Origin of the sequence: Rhodococcus sp. WS3 (assembly GCF_003797085.1) — a bacterium.
GTDB lineage: Bacteria > Actinomycetota > Actinomycetes > Mycobacteriales > Mycobacteriaceae > Rhodococcus_F > Rhodococcus_F globerula.
In genome coordinates, this window is record NZ_RKMA01000005.1 from 266,436 (window position 1) to 289,135 (window position 22,700).

Below are 22,700 nucleotides of genomic sequence, written 5' to 3' on the forward strand. Positions count from 1 at the left end.
GAACTCCGAGTTCCGTATGCCATCAAACTGAATTCGGAATGTTGCATTCTGAATTCAGAATGCTAACGTGACTGTCAGCACATCAACTTTTGAATGTGAGCCAATGCACTAGAAGCAAGGAAGTGAAATTCGGGTGAATGCCAATTCCAATTCCAATCCGGATCCTCAGCCGGCCTCCGCCGCACTGCTGACTGCCCAGTTCCTGTATGCACATGGAGTCCGTCGTGTGTTCGGATTACAAGGTGGGCACATCCAACCAATTTGGGATCATTTGGCCCGTATGAACGTCGAAATCGTCGACGTTAGGCACGAGGCTGCTGCAGTGCACATGGCCCACGCGCATGCCGAATTGACAGGGACCGTCGGCGTCGCATTGGTGACGGCAGGGCCAGGAGTGACCAACACGGTGACTGCCGTTGCCAACGCCTTCGTCTCCCGAGCCTCCGTGCTGGTGCTCGGTGGTTGCGCACCACGTCCACAGGCCAATATGGGTGCCCTGCAGGATATTCCACATACCGCCATCATGGAGCCGATCACCCGTCGTGCGCGCACACTGCGTCAGGCAGACCAGGTTTTGCGTGAACTCAGCGAGGCATGGGCACTTGCCGAGGGCGACGGGGGCGACCCGGGACCCGTCTATATCGAGATTCCTACGGATGTTTTGCGAACACCAGTCGCTCCGAGGACTGTCCTGTCCGAGTACCTCCGCCCGACTTCTCGTCGACGCACCGTCCCGGCGGCTGAGGATACTGCTAGCGCGGCCGCACTCATTGCTTCATGCCGCCGACCTGCACTCGTGTCCGGTCGTGGAGCTAGAGCGTGCTCCGCCGAACTTGAGCGGTTCTTGGAAGTGACCGGGGCTGCTTACCTCGACACGCAGGAAAGTCGATGCCTTGTCTCGGAGGATCATCCAGGTTTCGTCGGTGCGGTGCGTTCGGCAGTGATGAGCGAATGCGACCTCCTTATTACGGTGGGACGTCGACTCGACTACCAACTTGGCTACGGCTCACCCGCAGCGTTTCCGAACGCCAAGATTCTACGAATCAGTGACACCTCCGCCGAACTGATCGACAACCGTCGCGGTGAGGTCGAGCTTCTCGGTTCGCCTGACCTGGTGCTCGACGCGATCACTGCGCTCCTGGTCGGCGGAGGCCACGACCCAGAGACTCAGTGGCGAGACGAATTGAGAGCTCGACACGTTGAGCGGGCACGCCGCTACAAACAAGGGCTTAGCAAGTCCGAGTCGGGAGCCGATGGATTGATGCATCCGAATCAAATCTTCGCGGCGACAGAGAGTCTGGGCCTCGACGACGGGATCGTCGTTGCTGACGGCGGAGATCTTCTCAGCTTTGCGCGTCTCGGTGCATCGGGCTCCGCCTATCTCGACGCAGGAGCGTTCGGTTGTCTAGGAATCGGTGTGCCGTTTGCGATCGCCGCTGCACTCGAGAACCCAGAGAAAGTAGTCCTATCGTTCAACGGCGACGGCGCTTTTGGCTTCAACGCGATGGAAATTGATACAGCAGTCAGGCATGGCGCGAAGATCGTCGTGATTGTCGCGAACAATCGCGCATGGAACATCGAACGCTACGACCAGCAAACCAACTACGGACTGATCGCGGGAACTGAACTGGGCGATGCGGACTACGCCGCGATGGCCCGTGCACTGGGTGCGCACGGCGAACGCGTCACTGACCCCAACGACCTCACTGATGCGATCAAACGGGCTGTCGACGCCGCACCCGCAGTGATCCAGGTTGATGTCACTCGAGATGCAATCTCGCCCGATGCCCAGAAGGGGCTCGGATATGTACCGGACTACCAAGCACTACTGCCATGGAACGACATCGAAATCGAACGCCGGGAGAATTCATGACAAGCAATCTGATCGGGACCGCAGCGACCAGCACCCAGCAACTGTCGATGGAGGAATGGTCCTTTCCGACACGGTACAACAACGACTATCTCCCCAATACTGATAGCCGATACTGGTTCCGCCACCGCGAAACCATGGATCCACAGCAGCGCGCCGAGGCTGTTCTCATCAGACTCCGAGAGGTGATGCGGTACGCCTACCGCACATCGGACTTCTACCGCAGGAAGTGGGATGGCGCAGGGATCAGTCCGGAGGATATTACTTCGTTCGAGGCCTTCGAATCGGTACCCGTCGTCACCAAAGCTGAACTGCGGCAGTCTCAGTTGGACTCTCCACCGTACGGCAATTACCTCTGCGCGCCGGAGTCCGAGATCCACCACATCCACGGCTCGTCGGGGACGACAGGCACCCCCACCGCCTTTGCTGTCAGTCGGCAAGACTGGGACACGGTCGCGAACAATCACGCTCGCGTGATGTGGGGGATGGGACTACGGCCAGGGGACACGGTGTTCATCGCTGCCGTTTTCAGTCTTTATCTCGGCTCGTGGGGTGCCCTTGCCGGCGCAGAACGGTTGCGTTGCAGAGCATTCCCCTTCGGTGCGGGCGCGCCAGGGATGACGGCACGGGCCGTTCGGTGGCTGAAAGCGTCAAAGCCCAAGGGGTTCTATGCAACTCCTTCGTATGCGCTTCGATTGGCCGAGGTGGCGGTGCAGGAGGGCATTGATCCGAAGGAATTCGGGATCAAGGTGATGTTCTTCTCCGGCGAACCCGGCGCATCGATACCCTCGGTTCGCACCGCGATCGAGTCTGCCTTCGGTGCACGCGTCGTGGACTGCGGGACGATGGCAGAAATGACGCCGTTCATGAGCGCATCAGCTACCGCCGAGACTCCGGACGGCATGCTGCTGTACCAGGACATCGTCCATCATGAGGTATGCGATCCAACCAACTACAGGCCGGTTCCGTACGGCGGCGAAGGCACTGCGGTATATACCCATCTCGAACGGACCTCACAGCCGATGATTCGGCTCGCATCTGGTGATCTGACCAGCTGGGTATACGAGGAAAACCCCTGTGGCCGTACCTATCCGAAGCTTCCCCGTGGGATCTACGGACGTATCGACGACATGATTCACATTCGCGGTGAAAACGTGTACCCGACAGAGATCGAGAATGTTCTGCGCAACGTCGAACACTACGGTGGTGAACACCGCATCATCGTTTCGCGGACCGGATCAATGGACGAGATGCTCGTCAAAGTCGAGTGCAAGCATGATGCAACCGAACCCACTGCAATCGAGCGTTTTGAGGCAGTCGTCAGTGCCGAATTGCAGGCGACTCTGGGACTGCGTGTGTCCGTAGAGACCGTGTCCACCAACACATTCGATCGTACAGACCACAAGGCGCGACGCGTCGAGGATCGCAGAGCGCTGGTCTAGTCATTGTCGGGTGCAACCACAAAAGGACGGATTCATCATGGCTGATTCCTCTCTCTTCGGTAACCCACCACCGTCGTCCGCTGAAACCGAGGCTGTGTACAAACGGGTCTCTCGGCGGTTGATTCCTTTTCTGTTCGTTTGCTATGCCGCCGCCTATTTGGATCGTGTCAACGTCGGCTTCGCCAAACTCCAGATGCTCGAAGACCTGCAATTCAGCGAGGCGGTCTACGGACTCGGCGCCGGCATGTTCTTTGTCGGTTACATCCTGTTCGAGGTGCCGAGCAACATCATCCTGCAGAAGGTCGGTCCAAAAATCTGGATCGCACGAATTATGCTGACGTGGGCACTGATATCGGGTTCCATGGCATTCGTCACCAGTCCCGAAATGTTCTACGCACTTCGATTTTTACTTGGTGTAGCCGAGGCCGGCTTCATTCCAGGCATCCTGTTCTACCTCACACAATGGTTTCCAGCGCACCGCCGTGGACGCGTGTTCGCGTTGTTTCTTTCCGCAATCCCGGTCGCTTCGATCTTCGGTGGTCCTCTATCGGGCTGGCTGTTGCAGTCCTTCAACGGCGCAGCCGGACTTCACGGTTGGCAATGGGTATTCCTGATTGAAGCTATCCCGTCGCTGATTTTGGGCTTCGCGGTGTTGAAATGGCTGGACAACAGTTACACAGACTCTAAGTGGCTCACTCTGCGCCAGAAACAAGTCATCGAACACACGCTTACATCGGAGGCGCTCACCGAGGACACAGCTACACACAATCGGGTCTTCGACGTACTCAAAAGCCCGAAGGTGTGGCTACTCAGCGCCATCTATTTCTGCATAGCGCTCGGGATCTACGTCATTGGCTTCTGGATTCCCACGATTATCAGCGACTCGGGGGTCGCCGGTGGGATTGCAATCGGGCTACTGACCGCAATCCCGTACCTCGCGGCAGTGGTCGCCATGATTGCGAACAGCACTCACGCGGACAAGCACGGTGAACGTCGATGGCACACTTCGCTTCCGTGCTGGGTGACAGCCGCAGGACTTGTCCTGACGGGCCTCGGGGCACACAACACAACGGTCGCCATGATCGGCCTTGTTATTGCGGCTGCCGGCGCATCGACCGCTCAAGCAGCGTTCTGGAGCCTGCCGGCTGCGTTTCTTACGGGAATAGGTGCCGCCACTGGTATTGCATTGATCAACTCTGTCGGCAACATATCCGGAGTTGTCAGCACGTCGGCTGTCGGCTGGCTGTCGAGCATCACCGGTACCACCACAATCAGTCTCTACGCAGTCGCGTTATTACTAGTGACCGGTGGCGCTCTGATTCTCATGATTCCGGCTCGACTGCTTGACGATCAACGACACCTCGATCGCGGCGATCCTTCCGAGACAAATGTGTCGCATCCAGTCGTAACTCATCCACGATCTGGGCAATCTGTTCCGCCGCAACCACATCAGACGAAATCGCCACTTCCGACTGAAAAGGACACCATCGCATGACCTCAACGGCTGTTTCAGCTGCAACTTCAACTTTGTCTTCGTTGACCATTGATCGTGAAAACCGACGCGTGGACGGAGGCGCCCTTTACATCGGTGGCCGTGCGACGGCACCCAAGCTCAAGCAGAGTCTCGAGGTAGTAGACCCGAGCACCGGAAGCGTGATCGGAGCCATTCCCTGTGGCTCCGTCGAAGACGTCGACGACGCAGTTGCAGCTGCCAAGGCCGCTGCAACTGGGTGGCAATTTACGGACGTCCTAACTCGCTGCGACTTGGTGAAAAAGCTCAGCTCCCTCGTTAGAACGCACGCTGATGAACTGGCGTGGCTGGAAGCGGTAGACAGCGGCCACTACCTGGACAAAGCCAAAGACCTTGTCGGCGCTGTGTCGCTTTGGCTCGATTACCATGCGGGACTTGCACCTACCGTCGGTGGAAGGACCATCCCGCTGCCGGGCAATCGATTGAGCATGACGGTCCTGGAGCCGCTCGGCGTCACAGCCCACATTATTCCGTGGAACTACCCACTGGTCTTGTTAGCCAGATCGGTAGCACCCGCATTGGCCCTAGGCAACACTGTGGTGGTCAAACCGGCCGAGGACACATCGCTGGCATCGTTGCGATTCGCCGAACTGGTGCACGAAGCCGGATTCCCACCGGGCGTCTTCAACCTGGTTACCGGCCACGGTGCCGATGTCGGCGCAGCTCTCGCCGCTCACCCGGACGTAGCTGGCGTCACCTTCACAGGGTCGGTCCAAACAGGTAAGGCAGTCGCACACCTCGCGGTCGACAACATGGCACAGGCTAACCTCGAACTCGGCGGTAAAAGCCCGAACATCGTCTTTGCGGACGCAGACATAGACGACGCCGTCGAAGGCACCGTCCAAGCATTCTGTTCGCATGCCGGCCAGGTCTGTGTCGCGGGTACACGGCTGTTCCTGCACGAGGCAATCAAAGATGAATTTCTCGTCAAACTGAAGGAACGTCTGAGCACCATCAGTATTGGCGACGTACTGAAACCGGCGACTCAAATGGGCCCGCTCGTGTCTCGTCGGCAACTCGAACGCGTCCGTGAATACATCGAGATCGGAAAAGCCGAAGGCAAGTTGGTTTACGGGGGCGGAGTGCCGGCCGGAACCCATCCGGGTGGCTACTTTATCGAGCCGACCGTTTTCGTAGATGTCGACCGTACCGACAGGATCGTCTGCGAGGAGGTGTTCGGTCCGGTGCTCTCTGTTCTGACATGGACGGATCTGGATGACCTGGTCGAACAAGCTAACGACTCCGAGTTCGGACTCTTCGCGTGTATCTGGAGCCGCGACATCAAGCGCGCACTATCCACCGCCAGAAAGCTCCAGGCAGGTGGCGTCATGGTCAACGATTGGCAGGCCGAATCGCCACTGGCACCTCACGGTGGATATAAAAGCAGCGGAATCGGGCGAGAGAACGGTCTGGAAACTGTCGCCAGCTACACGCAGGTCAAACATATCTCGATCGGCCTCGACGAATCGTTGCGTTCGACTGGCGACTGGGCGAGTGCGCCACTCTGATTCACCGATCAGCACGCAACTAAAACTCAGCACTCACCAAAACCCAAGTAGACCCTGAGGGCCGTACGAGTAGAGGGAGAATCTCCATGTCAGCCTCACATCACACCACTTATGACGTCTTGATCATCGGTGCCGGACCCAGTGGCGCCGTCGCGGCGAAACGATTCGCCGAGGAGGGATTTTCCGTCGTCTGCCTGGAGCAAGGCGATTTCCCCGACTACACGAAGATACGAAGCGCCACAGATGAATTCGAACTGGCGAAGGACCGGCACTTCAGCTGGTATCCGAACAGACGACAAGCCGACGCTGACTACCCAATCAACGACGAGCAATCCGACGTTGCACCCCTGATGTGGAACGGTGTCGGGGGCAGCTCAATTCTGTATGCCGCGGCATGGCATCGATTCAAGCCTAGCGACTTTCGGGTCCGGACACTCGACGGAGTAGCAGACGACTGGCCGTTCGACTACAACGAACTCGCACCCTATTACGACCGGGTAGACCAGGATTTCTCCGTCTCCGGAATGCCGGGCGATCCCGCCTACCCGTACCACGAGCCGCCACTTCCGCCCTTCCCCCTGGGAGATATGGAACGACGCGTCGCGGCCGCCCACGACCGCCTGGGCTGGCACTGGTGGCAGGGCACAAACGCCATCGCCTCCGTCAAGCACAACAACCTTTTGCCCTGCGTCCGGCGTGGAAGTTGCCTGTGGGGATGTTTCGACGGCGCCAAAGCCTCGGTAGACCGGACCCACTGGCCCATCGCCACGTCGCTGGGCGCCAAACTGGTCACCAACGCACGCGTCGTTCGAATCGAGACCGACTCCGCCGGCCTAGCCACCGGCGCCACCTACATCGACCGCACCACAGGGCAGATGCATTTTCAGCCGGCGAGAACAGTATTTGTCGGCGCCAACGGCATCGGAACTCCGCGACTGCTCCTGAATTCCGCATCCGAGACGCACCCCAACGGGCTCGCCAATTCCTCGGGCCAGGTCGGCAAACGCCTCATGATGCACCCTTACAGCGTCGTCGTCGGGCTTTTCGACGACTTCTTCGAAGGCTGGCAGGGACCTTACGGGCAACGGGCGTACTCGCTCGAGTTCCAAGAGACCCACCCCGACAGGGACTTCGTCCGCGGTGCGAAATGGCAGCTGATGGGGACCGGTGGTCCGCTCGCAGCCACAGGAGCGTGGCCCTTCAACGGAATCGCCTGGGGGGAAGGCATTCACAAGGAAGTGGATCGTCGGTTCGGACACACCGCCGGATGGTCGATCATCGCGGAAGACCTCCCAAACGAATCCAACACCGTGACCTTGGACCCGACACTCACAGATTCGGATGGTCTACCCGCACCGAAACTTCACTACCGTGCCTCCGAAAACACGATCAAACTCCTCGAGTTCAACCAGAAACAAGCCGAGATCTCCATGAAGGAGGCCGGCGCCTACGAGACGATCGTCGCGTCCGTGGTTCGCGAGACCGGCTGGCATCTACTCGGTACGGCAACCATGGGAACTGATCCCGGGCGCTCGGTTGTCGACGGTCACGGCCGCGCACACGATGTAGCCAATCTCTTCATCGTCGACGGCAGCGTGATGCCGACATCGGGATGCGTCAACCCAACAGGAACTGTTGCTGCACTATCACTCCGAACCACAGAACATGCGATCGCCGCTGCTCGCGAGCAGCAGTTGTCGTTTGCAGTGCGCTGAGCGCGAAGGGACGAAATCATGAGCGACTATCTCTCCATCACCGCCCAGCTCGAATGGGTTTGTGACGCAGTCATTCCAGCCGATGCCAGCTTGGGGATGCCGTCCGCATCCGAGGCCGGCGTCATCACAGATCTATTGCCCCGTGCACTGGAGGTTCGGGACGATCAGAAAGATCGGTTCATCGAGATCGTCGGTGCCCTCCCGTCCTCCACACCGGCAGATGCGCTCGGCAGTCTCGAATCCGGTCTGCCCGCTGAGGACTTCGACCTCGTCGCGCATCTGATCGCTGGGGCGTACTATCTCAACCCCGATGTCAACGCCAAGCTCGGGTACCAGGGGCAGGAAGCAATGTCGTACGACCCGGACTACGACGAAATCAACGAAGTCGCCGAACGGATCATCGCTCGCGGCCCCGTGTACATCGATCCATTGACCGGTCAGCGCGCCCTGGCCCAACAGACATAACAACCGTAACCCACGCGAAGGTGTTGTTCGGCTACTAACGATTGCCGGACAGCACCTTTCACATTTTCAGACAGTCAGAGTATCTGTCGAGACCACAGTGCGAGCACCCCTAGGTTTCGCCCCGAACTACAACGCCACTCCACGACGCGTCCAATTCACTGATAGCCGCGTCTCATCGCGAGGACATTTCTGCCCTCTGTTCGAAGGACACTTACATTGACAACTACCGTAGACTCAGCGATATCTCCTGCCGTGAGCACAACGCAGTCTCACCCGTGGCCGCTCTTCGGATTGTTGAATCTGATCGTGGTGGTGGCACTTTCGATAGGGTCGTGGTATCTGCTTGCCGACCCACAGACCAGCCCGTGGGACTTCTACCCACTCCCGTTCAACGCTGCATTGTTCTGGTCAATCGTATTCATCGTATTCATCGGATTCAATTGTGAATTCGCAGGATTCGACAGAATTCCTCAGCCCTGGCGAGGTTCGGTCGTCCTTGTTTCCACAGCGCTGTTCGGAATCGCAGCCACCTGGCTACTCTCTCCCGGCCTCGGCGAACTGTACCCGGACTTTGCATCCGATCGCGAGGCCGGACTCGGCTACTTCGCTGGTGCACTCTTCGTTTTGTTCGGATTCGGAACGTGGGTAATGGCGGCACTCAACTGGAATCATTGGCCATGGACCGGACTGGGCATGAAGCAACCGTTGGCCGGACTCTGTGAGATCGCCTTCGTAGCGATCCCGACGTTGGCTTTGTACTTCACGCTGGGGCTCCCGGCCGTGTCGCTATCGGCGACCAATCCTTTGATGTCCATCGATACGGTTCTCGGATGGTTCTACTCGATCGTGGTGTGCGTGATATTCACGGGTCAAACGCTCGACAATTGGCCATGGCGTTCGTTCGCATCCAGTAGCAAACGTTGGTTGATGCCGCTCACGGCTACGATCGGCAACGCTGCCCTCGGTACAGCTTTGTACTTCGTCATGGTTTCCGTAGCAAAGTTCTTGGTCGGTCAATCGAATGTCGATGAGCTCGGCGCTGTCATCAACCAGTTCCCGGCGCAGATCGGAGTCTGCTGGGTGCTTTGGATGGTTTTGTGGGCCAATGCGTTCGGCAATTGGCCCACTCGATACGGTGACTCTGTAAATTTCGCCGTTCGGGCCGTCGTTACGCTCACCCTTGGGGTTGCCACTTTCCTCTTCTACTACAAGTTTGCCGCCGAGCACATCCTCCATGAACCCCCGATCGCCGGAAGCCTGTACGGCAACGCGCTTGGGTTCATCGACTGGTTAGTGCTCTGGACCCTGCTGTACGTTGTGGGTTTCCAGTCATGGGGATTGCGCCGATTGACTCCAGCTCCGTAGGTCGCATTAACCGCAGATGACACTGCCGCTTAGGGTTTCCCGGACAGAACCGCCGAATACGTCTGGGCATCGGACGTCTCGAAGGCACACGACATTGCTCGAAAGATCAATTCTGGCACGGTGTGGATCAACACCGACCACGTGCTCGGTCCTTCGGCGCCGTTCGGAGGCTTCAAGCAGTCCGGTTGGGGACGCGAGCACAGCGCCGCAGTATTCGATGCCTACACCGAGCAGAAGACCGTGATTTTGAACAAGGGTGTGCTAGTGATTCAGATAGCAAAAAATGAGGCCAAGCACATCGTCTCTGCACGTAAGCTGGTCGAGAGGAGGAGCGTCGCAACTGCGGTTGCGTCCATTCGAGCCCGAGCAGAGCTGTCTACGACGTTCGGTTCGAACGTGATTCGTCAACGCGGGATTGCGGAGACCGGCGATATGTCGGAATTCAGTGCCGCTGATGCGGACTTGCGCGGTGCCATTGTTCATGCAGTCAGCTACTCCCTTCTGGAGCAGTTCTACCTGGGCTTACATGAGCGGCAACGGAGGATGGCAACCGACTCTTCGGCCCGCGATCCGGGACAGGTCAGCGGTATCGTCGAGGATCACTCACGCTTGATAGGCCTGATTGAATCAAGTGATGTCAACGGATTCGAACTCGCGGTAGATCGGGATATGCGTCGAGTTCACGGATGGAACCTGGGGACTTCGCTGTGACCGGGCAGGTTGAACAGCATCGGGCCGGCGCAGTAGACGGAAGTCGCCGATGGATTCTCGTCGCAGCGGGAATGTTTGCCGTTGCGTGGGGCGGAAACGAATTCACTCCTCTGCTGGTCATGTACCGGCTGGAGCATGGATTTTCAACCATCACCGTGTACACCTTCCTCTTCGCCTACGTCGTAGGAATCGTTCCTGCACTGTTGATTTGCGGTCCGTTGTCGGATCGAGTGGGTCGGCGACCAGTGATGCTTCCTGCCACCGCGATCGCTGCCATCGGATCAGTGCTGATAGCAGTCGGTTCCGATTCGGCACTCTTACTGTTCGTAGGCCGAGTATTGACCGGTATTGCGTTGGGCATCGGTATGGCAGTGGGTGGCAGTTGGGTGCAAGAGTTGTCTGCGCGCGATCCGCGTTCGTCGAGCGGATTGGGCGCGAAGCGAGCAGCAATGGCACTCACCTCAGGATTCGGACTGGGTGCCGGTGTTGCTGGTGTACTTGCTCAGTGGGCGCCGTGGCCCACGCACCTTGCCTATCTGGTTCATGTGTCGATTTGCCTGGCCGTCGGCGTGGCTATGTTCGCGGCGCCTGAAACGCGTATGCCTATCTTCGCGGACAAACGCGGAAAGCTTGTCGACGCTTTGAAAGTTCGCGCGGCATCACACCGAAGGTTTTTGCTCATCGTCCTTCCGGTAGCGCCGTGGGTATTCGGTTCCGCCAGCGTCGCTTACGCGCTTCTCCCATCACTCATGGCCGGTAGTAGCGGTGGCCTTCCGATAGCCCTGTCCGCACTGATGTCGGTGCTCGCACTCGGAGCCGGGTTTGCCATACAGTCGGCGGCCCGAAGAATCGACAGTCCCCTCGGCGCACGCGGATCCATAGTTGCCCTGACAATACTGACCGTCGGGATGCTGCTCGCTGCTTGGGCCGCAACAGTTCTGACGCTCGTGAGCGCGCTACTCGCGGCGACTGTCCTCGGTTGTGGTTACGGTATGGCGCTTGTCGCCGGACTACTGGAGGTTCAACGCATTTCCAGCCCGGATGATCTTGCGGGACTCACCGCGGTGTTCTACTCGCTTACGTATCTTGGTTTCGCGATACCGGCCATTCTGTCGGCTCTCACCGAGCAGTGGCCGGGTGTTGTGACCTATCCGGCCATCTTCGCGTTCGGCGGGGTGCTTGCAGCCCTGTGCGGCGTCTTCGTTCGCACCCAAACCGGACGACATCTACCGATCAAACAATGCGAGGGTCTTCGTCCTGATGGCATGACGGCCGGGACGGCGGCGCAGGCCCCCTGATAGTGACCCGGTGAGGCCTTCCCCGTTGCATGTCGTCGACCACCGACCAGGCGCGTTGGAATGGACGTAGCGTACGTGGGGGTCGCCCGCAACATGCATGATTAGAACATCCCACGTGCGAAGGAAAGGTTTACTGTGCCATTGTCTTGGATACGTTTCGAGGCGAGTTGCCGGTAGTCGACTGATATTTTATTTCTCAGACGGCGACATTTCTGACGAATGCTCTGGGAATAGCCATTTCGAATCGAGCTCCGACACGCGGCACTTTGATTCATTGCGACAGTGAGACTGTTTGTGCCGTCGGCGTTCACCCGCCGGGCGCACGACTCAGGCCTCGTCCCGTCGACGGGAGCGATCGGCGTTTTCTATGACAATGCAGTAATCGAATCACTCTGGGGCAGAATGCAAACCTCGCTTTGGAAAACAACGTGCGATGGCTGTGCAGAACACCTTTGGCGCGTCCGGTGGTCCCGGACGTGAACATCAGCAGAGAGATCGCGTCGAGGTCGGCATGCAGGATCGGTGCGGAATCGCCTGTGCGGAAGTATGCAACCGGAGCCATCTCGGGTCTGATCACCAGCAGCAGCAGCAGCAGCAGCAGCAGCAGCAGCAGCAGCACCGGCGCGGCGAGCGTGCGGGTGGCCTGAACCTCGTCGAACGACTGGACGCGGTCGACGCCCCGGTACGTATCCGGGATTACGACGGCGGCGAGGGTGACGGCGTCGAGCACGGCGCGAATCTCGGTTGACCGGTAGTTCACCGGGATCGGACACAGAACCGCGCCCAGACCCCAGGCCGCGTGGGCCACGGCCACAGCCTCCCACCAGTTCGGGAACTGCATGCCCACGCAGTCACCTGCCTGTACTCCGTTGCGCTGCAACCATTGCTGAATTCGGGTGACGGCGTCGAATAGTTCTGCACCCGAAATTCGGTGGTTCTCCTCGACGACGAAAATGCGGCTGGGATCCGCTGCTACGGCGTCGCGAAGCAGCTCGGGAGTGGACGTTCTCAGCCCGGCCGCTTCGGGATACACGACCGGGGAAATCCAGGTGGGGAGATGGGCATGTGATGGCCTCCTGGGAATTCCGCACTGCGGAGGGGCTGGGAAATCCGCACTGGTGGAAAGAAAACAGGGTTGGAATCGGCCAGCCGGCGGACGGCGGAGGTACACGCCGGCAGGCCGAAGTTGCAGCCTCATGATGACTCTGCACATCTGCGGTAGAACCGCGCTCGAGCCCGGCGACGAGGTTGCGGCTTTGCGGCCATCTGAGAGATAGGTATCCATCCGGGTACTTGGGCCCGTGCGCAACGCTCACGTCCGTGAGAGGTTCAGGAGGTACCTACGCCGGCGATCGGTGGCGATGATGACTCTCGAGGATCGATTGGACAATTGTCAGTGCCTGCTGGCGCAAGCCAGACTTGCAGATGAATACGATGCAGTTCGGCGATTCTCGGAGCATCGACGGACGTTGGTTGAGCAGTCAACCGGCATGAGAACCTACCTCCGAATGCTGTAGGAGCAGCGGCCGGGCTGGTTCCCCGGCGAAGTGGCGTGATGCCAGTCCTCGAGAAGGAAAAGAACACGAGGAGGACTCGATGAGTGTGCGGATCGCCAAGCTGGCTTCAGAGCGACTCGAGTGGACGTCGGTGTGCTCGCTGAGTCACCTGATTACGGGCCGTGGAGTTGCCGTGCTTCGCAGTGGGGAGCAGGGAGCGCTGTTTGGGCTCGTGGATGGCACCTTGCGGGCCGTGAGCAACTTCGATTTGTACGGCTGCGCCGCTGTGATATCGCGTGGACTGGTCGGTGATCGCAAAGGTGAACCAATTGTGTTGTCCCCGTTTCTGAAGCAGGCGTTCTCGTTGATCGACGGACGGGCATTGGACGACGAGTCGGTATCGCTTCCGGTGTATGAGGTTTACGTCTGGGCCGGCGTAGTTCAAGTGCGCAGCACCGGTTGCGTTGTCGAGACTGCCTCGTGAATGACGAGATGCCGTTGGCGGGATTCACCGTCGGCATCACGGCCTCGCGTCGCGCCGAGGAATTTGCGTCACTCCTTACCCGACGGGGCGCAGATGTGATGTTCGCGCCGGCGATCCGCATCATCCCGCTCGCGGACGATCGTGAGCTGGAACGGGTTACGCAGCAGATCATCTCGAATCCTCCCGACGTTGTTGTTGCTACCACGGGAATCGGATTTCGGGGCTGGCTCGAGGCCGCAGAGGGTTGGGGTGAGGCCGAGAATTTGAGCGCGGCACTGTGCTCGACGCATCTGCTGGCTCGGGGTCCCAAGGCGAAGGGTGCAATCCGTGCGGCAGATTTGCGGGAAGAGTGGTCGCCGGTTTCGGAGTCTTCGGCCGAGGTTCTCGAACATCTTCTGGCCGAGGGCGTCTCGGGCAAGAGCATTGCTGTTCAATTGCACGGCGCCACCACCGAGTGGGAACGAACTTCTTATTTCTGTCAGGCGTTGCGGGACGCGGGTGCCGAGGTCATCGCGGTCCGTGTGTACCGTTGGGAGCCACCGGATGATCCGACACTTCTCGATCGGATGATCGACGCAGTCGCTTCTGCCGGAGTTGATGCTGTCAGTTTTACCAGTGCACCGGCTGTGGCGTCGTTGTTGATGCGTGCGGACAGTACGGGACGGCTCGACGAGGTCCTGGGTGCCATGCGCGGGTCGGTGACGGCTGTGTGTGTCGGACCGGTCGCATCGGCGCCGTTGGATGCACTGAACGTTCCGACGACGGGACCTGTCCGTTCCCGTCTGGGCGCACTTGCCAGGCATATTGTCGAGGAACTTCCGCTGCGAGCCAATCAAATTCAGGCCGGTGCGCATGAAATTAGTATTAGAAGCGGTTGCGTAGTCGTGGACGGAGCGGTGAGGCAACTGTCGCCCGCGGCGATGTCGCTGATGCGAACCCTTGGTGCGAGTCCTGGTCGCGTCGTCTCTAGGGAGGATCTTCTTGCCGCTCTGCCCGGTGGTGGCGGTGATACTCACGCCGTTGAAACTGCCGTGGCGCGATTGCGGGCGTGTCTCGGCGCACCCGAAGCGGTGCAGACTGTGGTCAAGCGCGGTTACCGTCTTGCCCTGGATCCCGGTGACTATGTACGCAATTCAGGTGATTATGCGCAGTGGTGACGGTGGACTGGTTTGTGTTGCTCACGGCACGTGAAGTGCGCGTGGAGCGGATACAATTGCGGCGCTGGCCGAAACGGCGAGGCGCTTCGGCGGCACCGTCCGCGCCGCAGTGCGGAACAGATCTGGCTTCGGCGCGGCTGGGCGACGACGAATCAGCGCCAACCTGACATTGACCGAGGATCATGTTCTGGTCGCGGATACATCAGCGGCTATGCAACCAGCGGTCCGATCCCGGTCTGCGCTTTCTTCGACACTACCCGTCGGTTGTCGACGTTCTGCGGCCAAGACAGGCCGTCGGCGCTGACCTAGCTGACTGGTGCGTTCTGTGCCAGGGCAGGGATGGAAGCAGAGTCGCATGTTGGACGGGGCGCCCTGTGACGGGTGTTCTGGCCGCAGTCGCCCAGTGTCCGAACTGTGCAGGTGGTATCCGTATATCGAATCGGGTGGCAGTATGGAATCTGAGTAGTTGCCCGTGAGGTGAGTGCCGTGCCGCATTATGAAGAGCGCCACGCAGGCGATAGATCGGCATGATCGATGCCTGGTGACGATCCGTTCGCTACTCAGCGCGGTGTACCCCCATCGGTGACATCGGAGCTGGATGCCGTTGGGTTCACCGATGCGACCGAGATCGGGCGCGGCGGCTTCGGCGTCGTGTACCGCTGCACCGAGACGACCCTGGACCGCACCGTGGCCGTGAAGGTGCTCACCGCCGACCTCGACGAGGAGAATCGGACGCGCTTCGTCCGGGAACAGCGGGCGATGGGCCGGCTCACCGGCCATCCCAACATCGTGAACGTGCTGCAGGTCGGCACCACCGCGAGCGGCCATCCCTACATCGTGATGCCGTATCACGCGCAGCGATCGCTCGATGTGCGCATCCGCGAGCAGGGCCCATTGTCACTCGAGCAGACGCTGCAACTCGGCGTGAAGCTGGCCGGCGCGGTGGAGTCCGCGCACCGGCTCGCGATCCTGCATCGCGACATCAAGCCGGCGAACGTCATCCTCACAGATTACGGCGAGTCGGCGCTGTCCGACTTCGGCATCGCCCACATCCCCGACGGATTCGAGACCTCCACCGGCACGTTCACCGCCACCCCGGCCTTCACCGCGCCCGAGATCCTGGGCGGTGGCCCGCCCAGTGCCGCCGCGGACGTCTACGCCCTCGGTGCGACGGTGTTCTGCGCCCTCACCGGCCACGCGGCCTTCGAACGCCGGAGCGGCGAGCAGGTCGTCGCGCAGTTCGTGCGTATCACCTCGGAGCCCGTTCCGGACCTGCGTGAACTCGACATCCCCGATGACGTGGCCGCCGCCATCGAGCGCGCCATGTCCGCGAATCCGGGCGCCCGCCCCACGGCCGCACAGCTTGGGGACGTCCTGCGTGAGATCCAGTTCCGCCACGGTCTTCCGGTTGACGAGATGGCACTACTGTCCGCAGCCGTTCCGAAGGGCGGCGATCGGCGTCCGTCGACGAGTGGCGGGCCCGCGCCGACCGGGCCGTCGACTCGGGGCCGGAAGGGAAACCTGCCCGCGGAGCTGACGAGTTTCGTCAATCGCCGCAGCGAACTGACCGAGGCGAAAGAGATGCTGTCGACCTCTCGCTTGGTGATGCTCACCGGAATCGGTGGCGTCGGGAAGACCCGGCTCGCACTGCGGATCGCGACGAGCGTCCGGCGGGCCTTCCGCGACGGGGTTTGGCTTGTCGAATTGGCCGACCTCCGCGACGAGTCGCTGGTGGTCGGGGTGGTGGCGTCCGCTCTCGGGCTGAAGTCCTTCTCTCACGAGCCGCTGCAGACGGTCCTCGCGGAGTTCCTCGAGCCGCGCCAGATCCTGCTGGTGCTCGACAACTGTGAGCAGGTGATCGACACGGTCGCGGAACTGGCCGAGACGCTGCTCAGGTACTGCCCCGAGCTGCGCATCGTGGCCACCAGTCGAGAACCCCTCGGCATCGGCGGGGAAGTGACGCTGCGAGTTCCGCCGCTCAGCGCGCCCGCTCCTGGCCGTCAGCTCGACCTGGCAGCTCTGCCCAGCTACCACGCGGTCACCTTGTTCACCGAACGTGCTGCCGCTGTCGTTCCGGGATTCGCGCTCACCGAGGACAACATGGCCGATGTGGCCGGGATCTGCCACCGGCTCGAGGGGTTGCCGCTGCCGATCGAGCTAGCGGCGGGGCGGTTGGCGGCGCTGTCACCTGACCAGATCCTGCAACGGCTCACCGACCGCTTCGCGCTCCTGACCCGCGGCGGGCGCACCGCCCCGACGCGGCAGCAGGCCCTCCGGCTGTCCGTCGACTGGAGTCACGAGTTGTGTACGCCCCAGGAGCAACAGCTGTGGGCTCGCCTGTCCGTGTTCGCGGGCAGCTTCGAGCTCACGGCGGTAGAACAGGTCTGCGGCGCCGACCTGTCGCCAGAGATGCTGCTCGATCTGGTCGCGTCGCTGGTGGAGAAGTCGATTCTGATCCATGAGGGATCTGCCACGGCGGGGCGGTACGGGCTCCTGGACACCATCCGCGAGTACGGTCTCGAAAAGCTGGCGGAGTCCGGCGAGTACAAGCAGATGCGGCGACGCCACCTAGATTGGTACGAGCGCCTGGCGCTGCGGGCGGAAGCCGACTGGATAGGGCCCCGCCAGCTGGATTGGATCGCCCGCCTGGAACTGGATCAGCAGAACTTCCGTGAAGCATTGGATGCCTGCATGTCGGAGCCTAGTGACGTGGTGGTCGGTCTGCGCATTGCGGCCGCGCTGTACCCGTTCTGGCTTACCAGCGGAAAGCTCAGCGAGGGCGCCCGCTGGACCGAACGACTCCTGACCGTTGAGGGCGTTGCGCGCGGCACGGAGTGGGTGCGGGCCGTGAGCCTCGGCGCGGTGCTCAGCGGGTTTCGGGGCGACATCGCGACCGGCGCCGAATGGATCGGCTGGGCGCGCGCGGCAGCAGCGGACCTCGACGACCCCAACGCCGCCGCGACGGCGCTATACGGCGCCGGCAATGTGGCACTGAGTTCCAATGACATATCGACCGCAGCAACATGTTTCGACGACGCACTGGATGCCTGCCCGCCCGACGAGCACCTCCTGCGGGTGGCCACGTTGGCCGGCGCAGAGGTGGCCAACGGGCTGCTCGGACAGGCGGTGAGGGCAGCCGATTGCCTCGATCAGGTGCTGAACATCACCGAACCGCGCGGCGAGATCGTGTTCCGGGCGTGGGCCGTGCGGGCGCTCGGGTTGACGGTGTGGTCGACCGATCCACAGCGCGCGATCGCGCTGATAGAGCAGGCGTTGCGACTACTGCGGTCCGTCGGTGACTCTTTCAGTGCCGCACCTTGTCTCGAGTACCTGGCCTGGATCGCCACGGCCGACGAGGACTATGCGAGGTCCGCGGTGTTGCTGGGCTGCGCGCAGGCCATGCGGCAGACGGGAGGCCTGCCGAGAATCGTCCTCCCGAGCCTACGTTCACAGCATTACGAGTGCGAGCGACGGACCCGCCGGGCACTCGGGCAGAAGGCGTACGACGCGAGCCACCGGAAGGGCGCGTCCGCCAGTTTCGAGGAGGCCGTCGCGTACGCCCTGGACGATTTCACCGAATCCCCCGAGCCGCCTCGGTCACGGGGCTCCACGGGCAAGACCAAGACCACCCTGACCCGACGCGAGCTCCAGGTCGCCGAGCTCGTCGCCGAGGGGCTGACCAACAGCGCCATCGCCGCCAAGCTCGTGATCTCGCAACGGACCGCTCAGGGACACGTCGAGCACATTCTCGCCAAGCTGGGATTCACCTCGCGAGCCCAGATCGCAGCCTGGACGATCGAACACAGCCGGGGCTGACCGCGGTGGATCATTTTCCACGAATCGCCGGCGCAGCCACGCACGCGAGTTGGAGTCAATCGGTGCGCCCATCCTGCACTAATCCCGCCCAATTTGGCGGTGGTGAACAGTCGGACCGCCCATGGGTCGCGTCCCATGGGGGTAGAAGTGTTGTTGGTTGCGGTATGCACTGCGGTGCGGGTGCCCATCTCGCCTTGGACGGCATCTTTCGCGCCGATACCCGGGTTCCAGTGAGATGTGGAATCGATCGCAGTGTCGTCGACGGCAGCCGATTCCACGAGTTCAAACAGGACTATCCTGTCTATCCTGGTCGCCGGATTCGTCCGAATTCGCGGTCACGGGATTGGGATCGTGGCCAACAACGGCGTCCTCTTCGCTGAGTTCTGCCCTCAAGGAGCTCGCTTCATCGAGGTCTGCGACCAACGAGACTCCCTATTCTGTTCCTGCGGAACATCTCCGGATTAACGGTCGGCCACGAGTGCAAGGCAGCCGGAATCTGCAAGCATGGCGCCAAACTGGTCGCTGCCGTCCCGCTGAGCGCGGTGTTCCGCGAAACCGGTCGAGATGCAGGCGTGCGCATATATTGTGGAATGAAAACAACACTGCAAAAACAATTGACTCATGAATGAAGCCTCATGTGATGCGGTGAGGCGGGGGACCACGGTGCGGAAACTGATGGGTAATCGTCGGTGGGAGGGAGACCCTCTCTTTGGCGCGCCAGGTGAACGATAGGGTGTTGGCTCTCGGGTCAAGGTCACTGTGCCTGGTCCAGGCGGTGGCACGTACGGGTGTGGTGATCGAAGATTACGCGGACATGGTGATCGATTCGGAGTCCGTGGGACGGGATTGGGCCCCGGTACATCGGTGGGCTATCGCGTTGGATGACGGAAGGCTGATTTTTGCCGATGACGACGATCTTGCGGCCCCCGACTGATGGATAGCTCTTAGCTCATGCGGGCGTTCTCGTCGACAGCTGCTCCCGCAGCTGTTTCATGATGTCGGCACGAGTGTGAGCGTGAGCGACGTGTGAATCCCGCTCACGCACCTCCCGTCGGCGTGCTGCTTGTTCGGCTAGGCGGGTCCGATCGTTGTCACGGGCGCGTTCGGCAGGGGAGGGCTGTGACCAGTTGATGTGTGCCAGTCGCCAGCGCAGGAACGCAGTGGGTCGTGTGATTTGCGTGGGCCAGACCCAGCCCCGAGATTGGGTGTCTGTGGTGAGTTCACGGGCGATACAGCGACCGGTCCATCAGGCGGGGTCGATGTCAGCTCGGTCGAGGACGTCGCAGATCTGGCCAATGTGCTTGGTCGTTTTCAGCGCCGGGATGTGATCGATCAGTTGGGCGGCGGTGCGTTGCAACTCGATTGGACGTGGGGCGGATCTTTGTGGGTTCTTCGGCCTGCCCGCTCGCGTGTTCGCGTGCGTTGGTGAGAACTTGAAAACAAGAGATTGAAGAGCAAATCCCCCGGAGGGGGATAGGGGGCCACGACCGCCGGTTTGTGGAGAAATTAGAGAAGCAATGTGGGCGCGGTACGCGGTGGTGCGAAGTGTTGCGCGAGAGCGCTTTCTGGACTTCGTGAAAGGCGCGGCGATGGTTGTGACCGCGGTGCGGGGTGAGATGAGTGCCCAGACGGACGCTGCTCGGAACTGTCGGTGTCCGTGGTGTGCTTCTGCGGCCATGGATTCAATTTTTTGGAGGTAGCGGCCGCGGATGAGTTCTGTGGCGACTCCGAGGGCTGTGAGGACTCGTCTGGCGCGTTTGACGGCGCTGACGCTGACTCCGGCGCGGGTGGCGATGGTGTGGCGGGAGGCGGTGATTGAGCGGCCGGTTTTACTTTCGGCGTAGTGGGCGTGGGTGACGGCGACAGTGAATACGGTTTCAGTGCTGACGGCGTGAGTTTTGCAGAGTTGGGTGCCGGTGGGGGAGTTGAGGAGGGTGCGGACTTGGTGTTGCCATTGGGGGAGTTGAGGAGGGTGCGGACTTGGTGTTGCCATTGGGTGCGGCTGGTCCAGATGGGGGTCCTGGCGTGTTGGCCATCTTTGATGGGGAGGGCCCAGGAGTTGCCGCGTTGGTTGCTTGTGGCGTTGAGTGTTTCTATGCGGGCGACGTTTTCGGTGGCTTGACGTACAGCGCGGTCCCATTCGTCATCAGTCGGTAGCGGAGTTCGGGCGCTGTGGGCTGGCCGCCGATGATGTGGAACGGTCCGGTGGGGTCGTGTTGTGAATGTGTTGGCGCTGGTTCAGGGCGTGCGATACCCTGAGACGTATTACCTGTCATCAGGTAAGTCCCTTCATGTGAGTGAAGAAAATTGCAGTACCGAAGGCGGAGCGGATATTTCGTCTTCAGTGAGTGACGACGAGAGCCCGGCCAGGCTCTGTGTTGATTCGGCGAATCGTTACGGACCCCCGCAAGGGGGTTTCGTCGTTTCTGTGGTTACTGCGGTTATTGAGTTGTGTATCAAGCTTTTTCAACGGTCAATGCTTGGTGGTGGGTGAGGCCTTTCTCGAGCACGGCGGGACGCGGCACGTCGCGGTGAAGGCGAGACGGCCTCAAAGCTCAGGTCTTGGATGCGCGGGCGTGCGAGGTGTCAGAAATGCGCGGTGCGCAACGAAAGCACCGTCCCTGCAACACCTGCCAGTCCCAGCACTCCAGCGAGAACCAGCGCAATCACTGTCGATCCACCCTCACCGGGATGTGGAGATCGAGCAGGCTACGCAGCGCGATAGCAACCTCGTGAATCTGATCGACTGATGCAGTCTCCGCGTCGGTGGCCACGAGATCAGCGACGTCGAGGAGGCTCTCGCGCATGCCGCCGGACAGTCTCTTAGGTCCCGCGAGCGCGTCGACGGTCTCTCGGACGATCGTTTCGGCGAGCTGACGTACTTCTGCGGATTCGGACGCGGTGGGGCAGTCGATCCCTATTTCATCGAGGATGGAGCGAGCGGCGGTACTGATCATGGATTCGACCAGCGGTGACGTGCATGTCGGTGTTGTCATGATGCAACCCCCAGGCGTACAGGTGTTTTCGGGAATTCGACGGGTACAGGGTGTGCCGCGCTTGAGATGGCGGCGATGATGATGGCGCGGGCCGTGTCGGGGTGTTGAGAGGTGATGACGGCGGTGAACGCTGCAGTGACAGCTTCGACGCCGGAGACGTCTGCTCCCTGGCAGTGGTCGAGTCCGTCGGTGATCACTTCGAGGACTGCGGTCAGTACTTCCCAATGGCCGGTGTTGTTGGGTGAGTGCAGGGCGAGCATCTCAGCGGTGGGTTGTTTCTCGGCTGCCCAGAGTTGGCGCAGGTTCAATGGATGTATCGCGTTGGCGGTCAGTCGGCACAACTGGGCTATTGGCGCGCAGATGTGGTCGAGTCCGTCAACGACCGCCGTCATCCCCCAGTGCGGATCGGTGAGGAGCTCAGCCATCCACGACCATCGCTGGGACGGTAGCCCTGTTGATCCTGGGGACGGAAGTGCCCCCGTGCTCAGGTCGAGGACTATTTCGGAGAGAGGTCGGTTTCGGTCTTCCAGGTTGGCGAGCAGGGGATTGGTACTCATGTCGAAGTGTCCTATCGGGTGGCGTCGAACAAAGCCGGCGGCGTGACCGCGCAAGGGCTACTGAATTCGAGGCAAGGGAGCAGGAATGGTGCGGGGATCGCCGTGGTGGACGGGGTGACTGTCAACGGTCCGTGAGCGTCGATGAGGTCGCGAGCATGCAGGACCGCTCGTGAGTCGACGTCGATCAAACCGCACACGTCTGGAGGATCGCCCGGCTGGGCGCTGGTGCGGACGAAGGACTGGCGGCTGCGGAGTCGTCCAGAGCGCTGGACTGGGACCCATCCCGAAT

The 22,700-nt window shown here is 60.9% G+C and carries 19 protein-coding genes and 2 pseudogenes; 15 read left to right on the forward strand and 6 right to left on the reverse strand.

Annotated features, from left to right (window positions below; all coding sequences use genetic code 11):
- Nucleotides 1-133: 133 nt before the first annotated feature.
- The 10 genes and pseudogenes from EEB13_RS30730 (at nt 134) to EEB13_RS30770 (ending at nt 11,905) form a co-directional block, all read left to right on the forward strand.
- A complete protein-coding gene (locus EEB13_RS30730) occupies nt 134-1,873 on the forward strand; it encodes a thiamine pyrophosphate-binding protein (RefSeq protein WP_045063260.1) in 1,740 nt (579 codons plus the stop codon).
- The gene (locus EEB13_RS30735) at nt 1,870-3,312 is read left to right on the forward strand and encodes a phenylacetate--CoA ligase family protein (RefSeq protein ID WP_218833768.1); all 1,443 of its coding nucleotides are present in this window, start codon (nt 1,870-1,872) and stop codon (nt 3,310-3,312) included. Before EEB13_RS30730 ends, EEB13_RS30735 begins: the two co-directional genes overlap by 4 nt.
- Before the next feature lie 37 nt (nt 3,313-3,349).
- The gene (locus EEB13_RS30740) at nt 3,350-4,807 is read left to right on the forward strand and encodes an MFS transporter (protein ID WP_084702389.1); all 1,458 of its coding nucleotides are present in this window, start codon (nt 3,350-3,352) and stop codon (nt 4,805-4,807) included.
- Nucleotides 4,804-6,351 carry an aldehyde dehydrogenase family protein gene (locus EEB13_RS30745; protein ID WP_052683252.1) on the forward strand — a complete coding sequence of 516 codons (1,548 nt, stop codon included), beginning with the start codon at nt 4,804-4,806 and terminating at the stop codon, nt 6,349-6,351. Before EEB13_RS30740 ends, EEB13_RS30745 begins: the two co-directional genes overlap by 4 nt.
- Nucleotides 6,352-6,437: 86 nt before the next feature.
- Entirely contained in the window at nt 6,438-8,066 is a 1,629-nt protein-coding gene (locus tag EEB13_RS30750; protein WP_141486981.1) for a GMC family oxidoreductase, read from the forward strand.
- Between the two features lie 18 nt (nt 8,067-8,084).
- Nucleotides 8,085-8,531 (forward strand): hypothetical protein, encoded by a 447-nt coding sequence (locus EEB13_RS30755; protein ID WP_141486982.1) that lies wholly within the window; start codon nt 8,085-8,087, stop codon nt 8,529-8,531.
- Nucleotides 8,532-8,747: 216 nt separating this feature from the next.
- Nucleotides 8,748-9,896 carry a hypothetical protein gene (locus tag EEB13_RS30760; RefSeq protein WP_141486983.1) on the forward strand — a complete coding sequence of 383 codons (1,149 nt, stop codon included), beginning with the start codon at nt 8,748-8,750 and terminating at the stop codon, nt 9,894-9,896.
- Between the two features lie 66 nt (nt 9,897-9,962).
- Nucleotides 9,963-10,127: pseudogene (locus tag EEB13_RS30765) on the forward strand (aldehyde dehydrogenase family protein); the annotation flags it as partial.
- A 33-nt stretch (nt 10,128-10,160) separates the two neighbouring features.
- A complete protein-coding gene (locus tag EEB13_RS32250) occupies nt 10,161-10,607 on the forward strand; it encodes an FCD domain-containing protein (protein ID WP_257013669.1) in 447 nt (148 codons plus the stop codon).
- Between the two features lie 71 nt (nt 10,608-10,678).
- Nucleotides 10,679-11,905, forward strand: a complete 1,227-nt coding sequence (locus EEB13_RS30770; RefSeq protein ID WP_410055794.1) for an MFS transporter — start codon at nt 10,679-10,681, stop codon at nt 11,903-11,905.
- Nucleotides 11,906-12,212: 307 nt separating this feature from the next.
- Here the strand turns inward: EEB13_RS30770 and EEB13_RS30775 are convergent, their stop codons facing one another.
- Entirely contained in the window at nt 12,213-12,938 is a 726-nt protein-coding gene (locus EEB13_RS30775) for a class I adenylate-forming enzyme family protein (protein ID WP_187328654.1), read from the reverse strand.
- A gap of 563 nt (nt 12,939-13,501) precedes the next feature.
- Between EEB13_RS30775 and nirD the strand changes: the two genes are divergently transcribed.
- From nirD to EEB13_RS30800, 5 genes and pseudogenes are all read left to right on the forward strand, one after another.
- On the forward strand, nt 13,502-13,885 hold the full coding sequence (gene nirD, locus EEB13_RS30780; protein ID WP_141486985.1) for a nitrite reductase small subunit NirD: 384 nt from the start codon (nt 13,502-13,504) through the stop codon (nt 13,883-13,885).
- Complete coding sequence (locus EEB13_RS30785; RefSeq protein ID WP_045063247.1) at nt 13,882-15,042, forward strand: uroporphyrinogen-III synthase; 1,161 nt, start codon at nt 13,882-13,884, stop codon at nt 15,040-15,042. The genes nirD and EEB13_RS30785 overlap by 4 nt, the downstream gene beginning before the upstream one ends.
- A gap of 582 nt (nt 15,043-15,624) precedes the next feature.
- Nucleotides 15,625-18,858: a protein kinase domain-containing protein gene (locus EEB13_RS30790; protein ID WP_315985046.1), complete on the forward strand. Its 3,234-nt coding sequence runs from the start codon at nt 15,625-15,627 to the stop codon at nt 18,856-18,858.
- A gap of 351 nt (nt 18,859-19,209) precedes the next feature.
- Nucleotides 19,210-19,487: pseudogene (locus EEB13_RS32560) on the forward strand (carboxyl transferase domain-containing protein).
- Between the two features lie 92 nt (nt 19,488-19,579).
- Entirely contained in the window at nt 19,580-19,792 is a 213-nt protein-coding gene (locus EEB13_RS30800; RefSeq protein WP_045063244.1) for a hypothetical protein, read from the forward strand.
- 312 nt (nt 19,793-20,104) lie between these two features.
- Here the strand turns inward: EEB13_RS30800 and EEB13_RS30805 are convergent, their stop codons facing one another.
- From EEB13_RS30805 to EEB13_RS30825, 5 genes are all read right to left on the reverse strand, one after another.
- On the reverse strand, nt 20,105-20,851 hold the full coding sequence (locus EEB13_RS30805) for a hypothetical protein (protein ID WP_141486987.1): 747 nt from the start codon (nt 20,849-20,851) through the stop codon (nt 20,105-20,107).
- 100 nt (nt 20,852-20,951) lie between these two features.
- On the reverse strand, nt 20,952-21,134 hold the full coding sequence (locus EEB13_RS30810; RefSeq protein WP_141486988.1) for a hypothetical protein: 183 nt from the start codon (nt 21,132-21,134) through the stop codon (nt 20,952-20,954).
- A gap of 390 nt (nt 21,135-21,524) precedes the next feature.
- Nucleotides 21,525-21,854, reverse strand: a complete 330-nt coding sequence (locus tag EEB13_RS30815; protein WP_045063242.1) for a hypothetical protein — start codon at nt 21,852-21,854, stop codon at nt 21,525-21,527.
- Nucleotides 21,851-22,411, reverse strand: coding sequence for a hypothetical protein (locus EEB13_RS30820; RefSeq protein WP_141486989.1), 561 nt, complete (start codon nt 22,409-22,411; stop codon nt 21,851-21,853). The genes EEB13_RS30815 and EEB13_RS30820 overlap by 4 nt, the downstream gene beginning before the upstream one ends.
- A gap of 11 nt (nt 22,412-22,422) precedes the next feature.
- On the reverse strand, nt 22,423-22,608 hold the full coding sequence (locus tag EEB13_RS30825; protein ID WP_045063240.1) for a hypothetical protein: 186 nt from the start codon (nt 22,606-22,608) through the stop codon (nt 22,423-22,425).
- Nucleotides 22,609-22,700 lie beyond the last annotated feature (92 nt).

What these genes read in the sequence shown, in the direction of transcription:
- EEB13_RS30735 (WP_218833768.1), top strand. Translation starts at nt 1,870, where the DNA reads ATGACAAGCAATCTGATCGGGACCGCAGCGACCAGCACCCAGCAACTG.
- EEB13_RS30740 (WP_084702389.1), top strand. Translation starts at nt 3,350, where the DNA reads ATGGCTGATTCCTCTCTCTTCGGTAACCCACCACCGTCGTCCGCTGAA.
- EEB13_RS30745 (WP_052683252.1), top strand. Translation starts at nt 4,804, where the DNA reads ATGACCTCAACGGCTGTTTCAGCTGCAACTTCAACTTTGTCTTCGTTG.
- EEB13_RS30750 (WP_141486981.1), top strand. Translation starts at nt 6,438, where the DNA reads ATGTCAGCCTCACATCACACCACTTATGACGTCTTGATCATCGGTGCC.
- EEB13_RS30755 (WP_141486982.1), top strand. Translation starts at nt 8,085, where the DNA reads ATGAGCGACTATCTCTCCATCACCGCCCAGCTCGAATGGGTTTGTGAC.
- EEB13_RS30770 (WP_410055794.1), top strand. Translation starts at nt 10,679, where the DNA reads ATGTTTGCCGTTGCGTGGGGCGGAAACGAATTCACTCCTCTGCTGGTC.
- nirD (WP_141486985.1), top strand. Translation starts at nt 13,502, where the DNA reads ATGAGTGTGCGGATCGCCAAGCTGGCTTCAGAGCGACTCGAGTGGACG.
- EEB13_RS30805 (WP_141486987.1), bottom strand. Translation starts at nt 20,851, where the DNA reads ATGGCAACACCAAGTCCGCACCCTCCTCAACTCCCCCAATGGCAACAC.
- EEB13_RS30810 (WP_141486988.1), bottom strand. Translation starts at nt 21,134, where the DNA reads ATGACAGGTAATACGTCTCAGGGTATCGCACGCCCTGAACCAGCGCCA.
- EEB13_RS30815 (WP_045063242.1), bottom strand. Translation starts at nt 21,854, where the DNA reads ATGACAACACCGACATGCACGTCACCGCTGGTCGAATCCATGATCAGT.
- EEB13_RS30820 (WP_141486989.1), bottom strand. Translation starts at nt 22,411, where the DNA reads ATGAGTACCAATCCCCTGCTCGCCAACCTGGAAGACCGAAACCGACCT.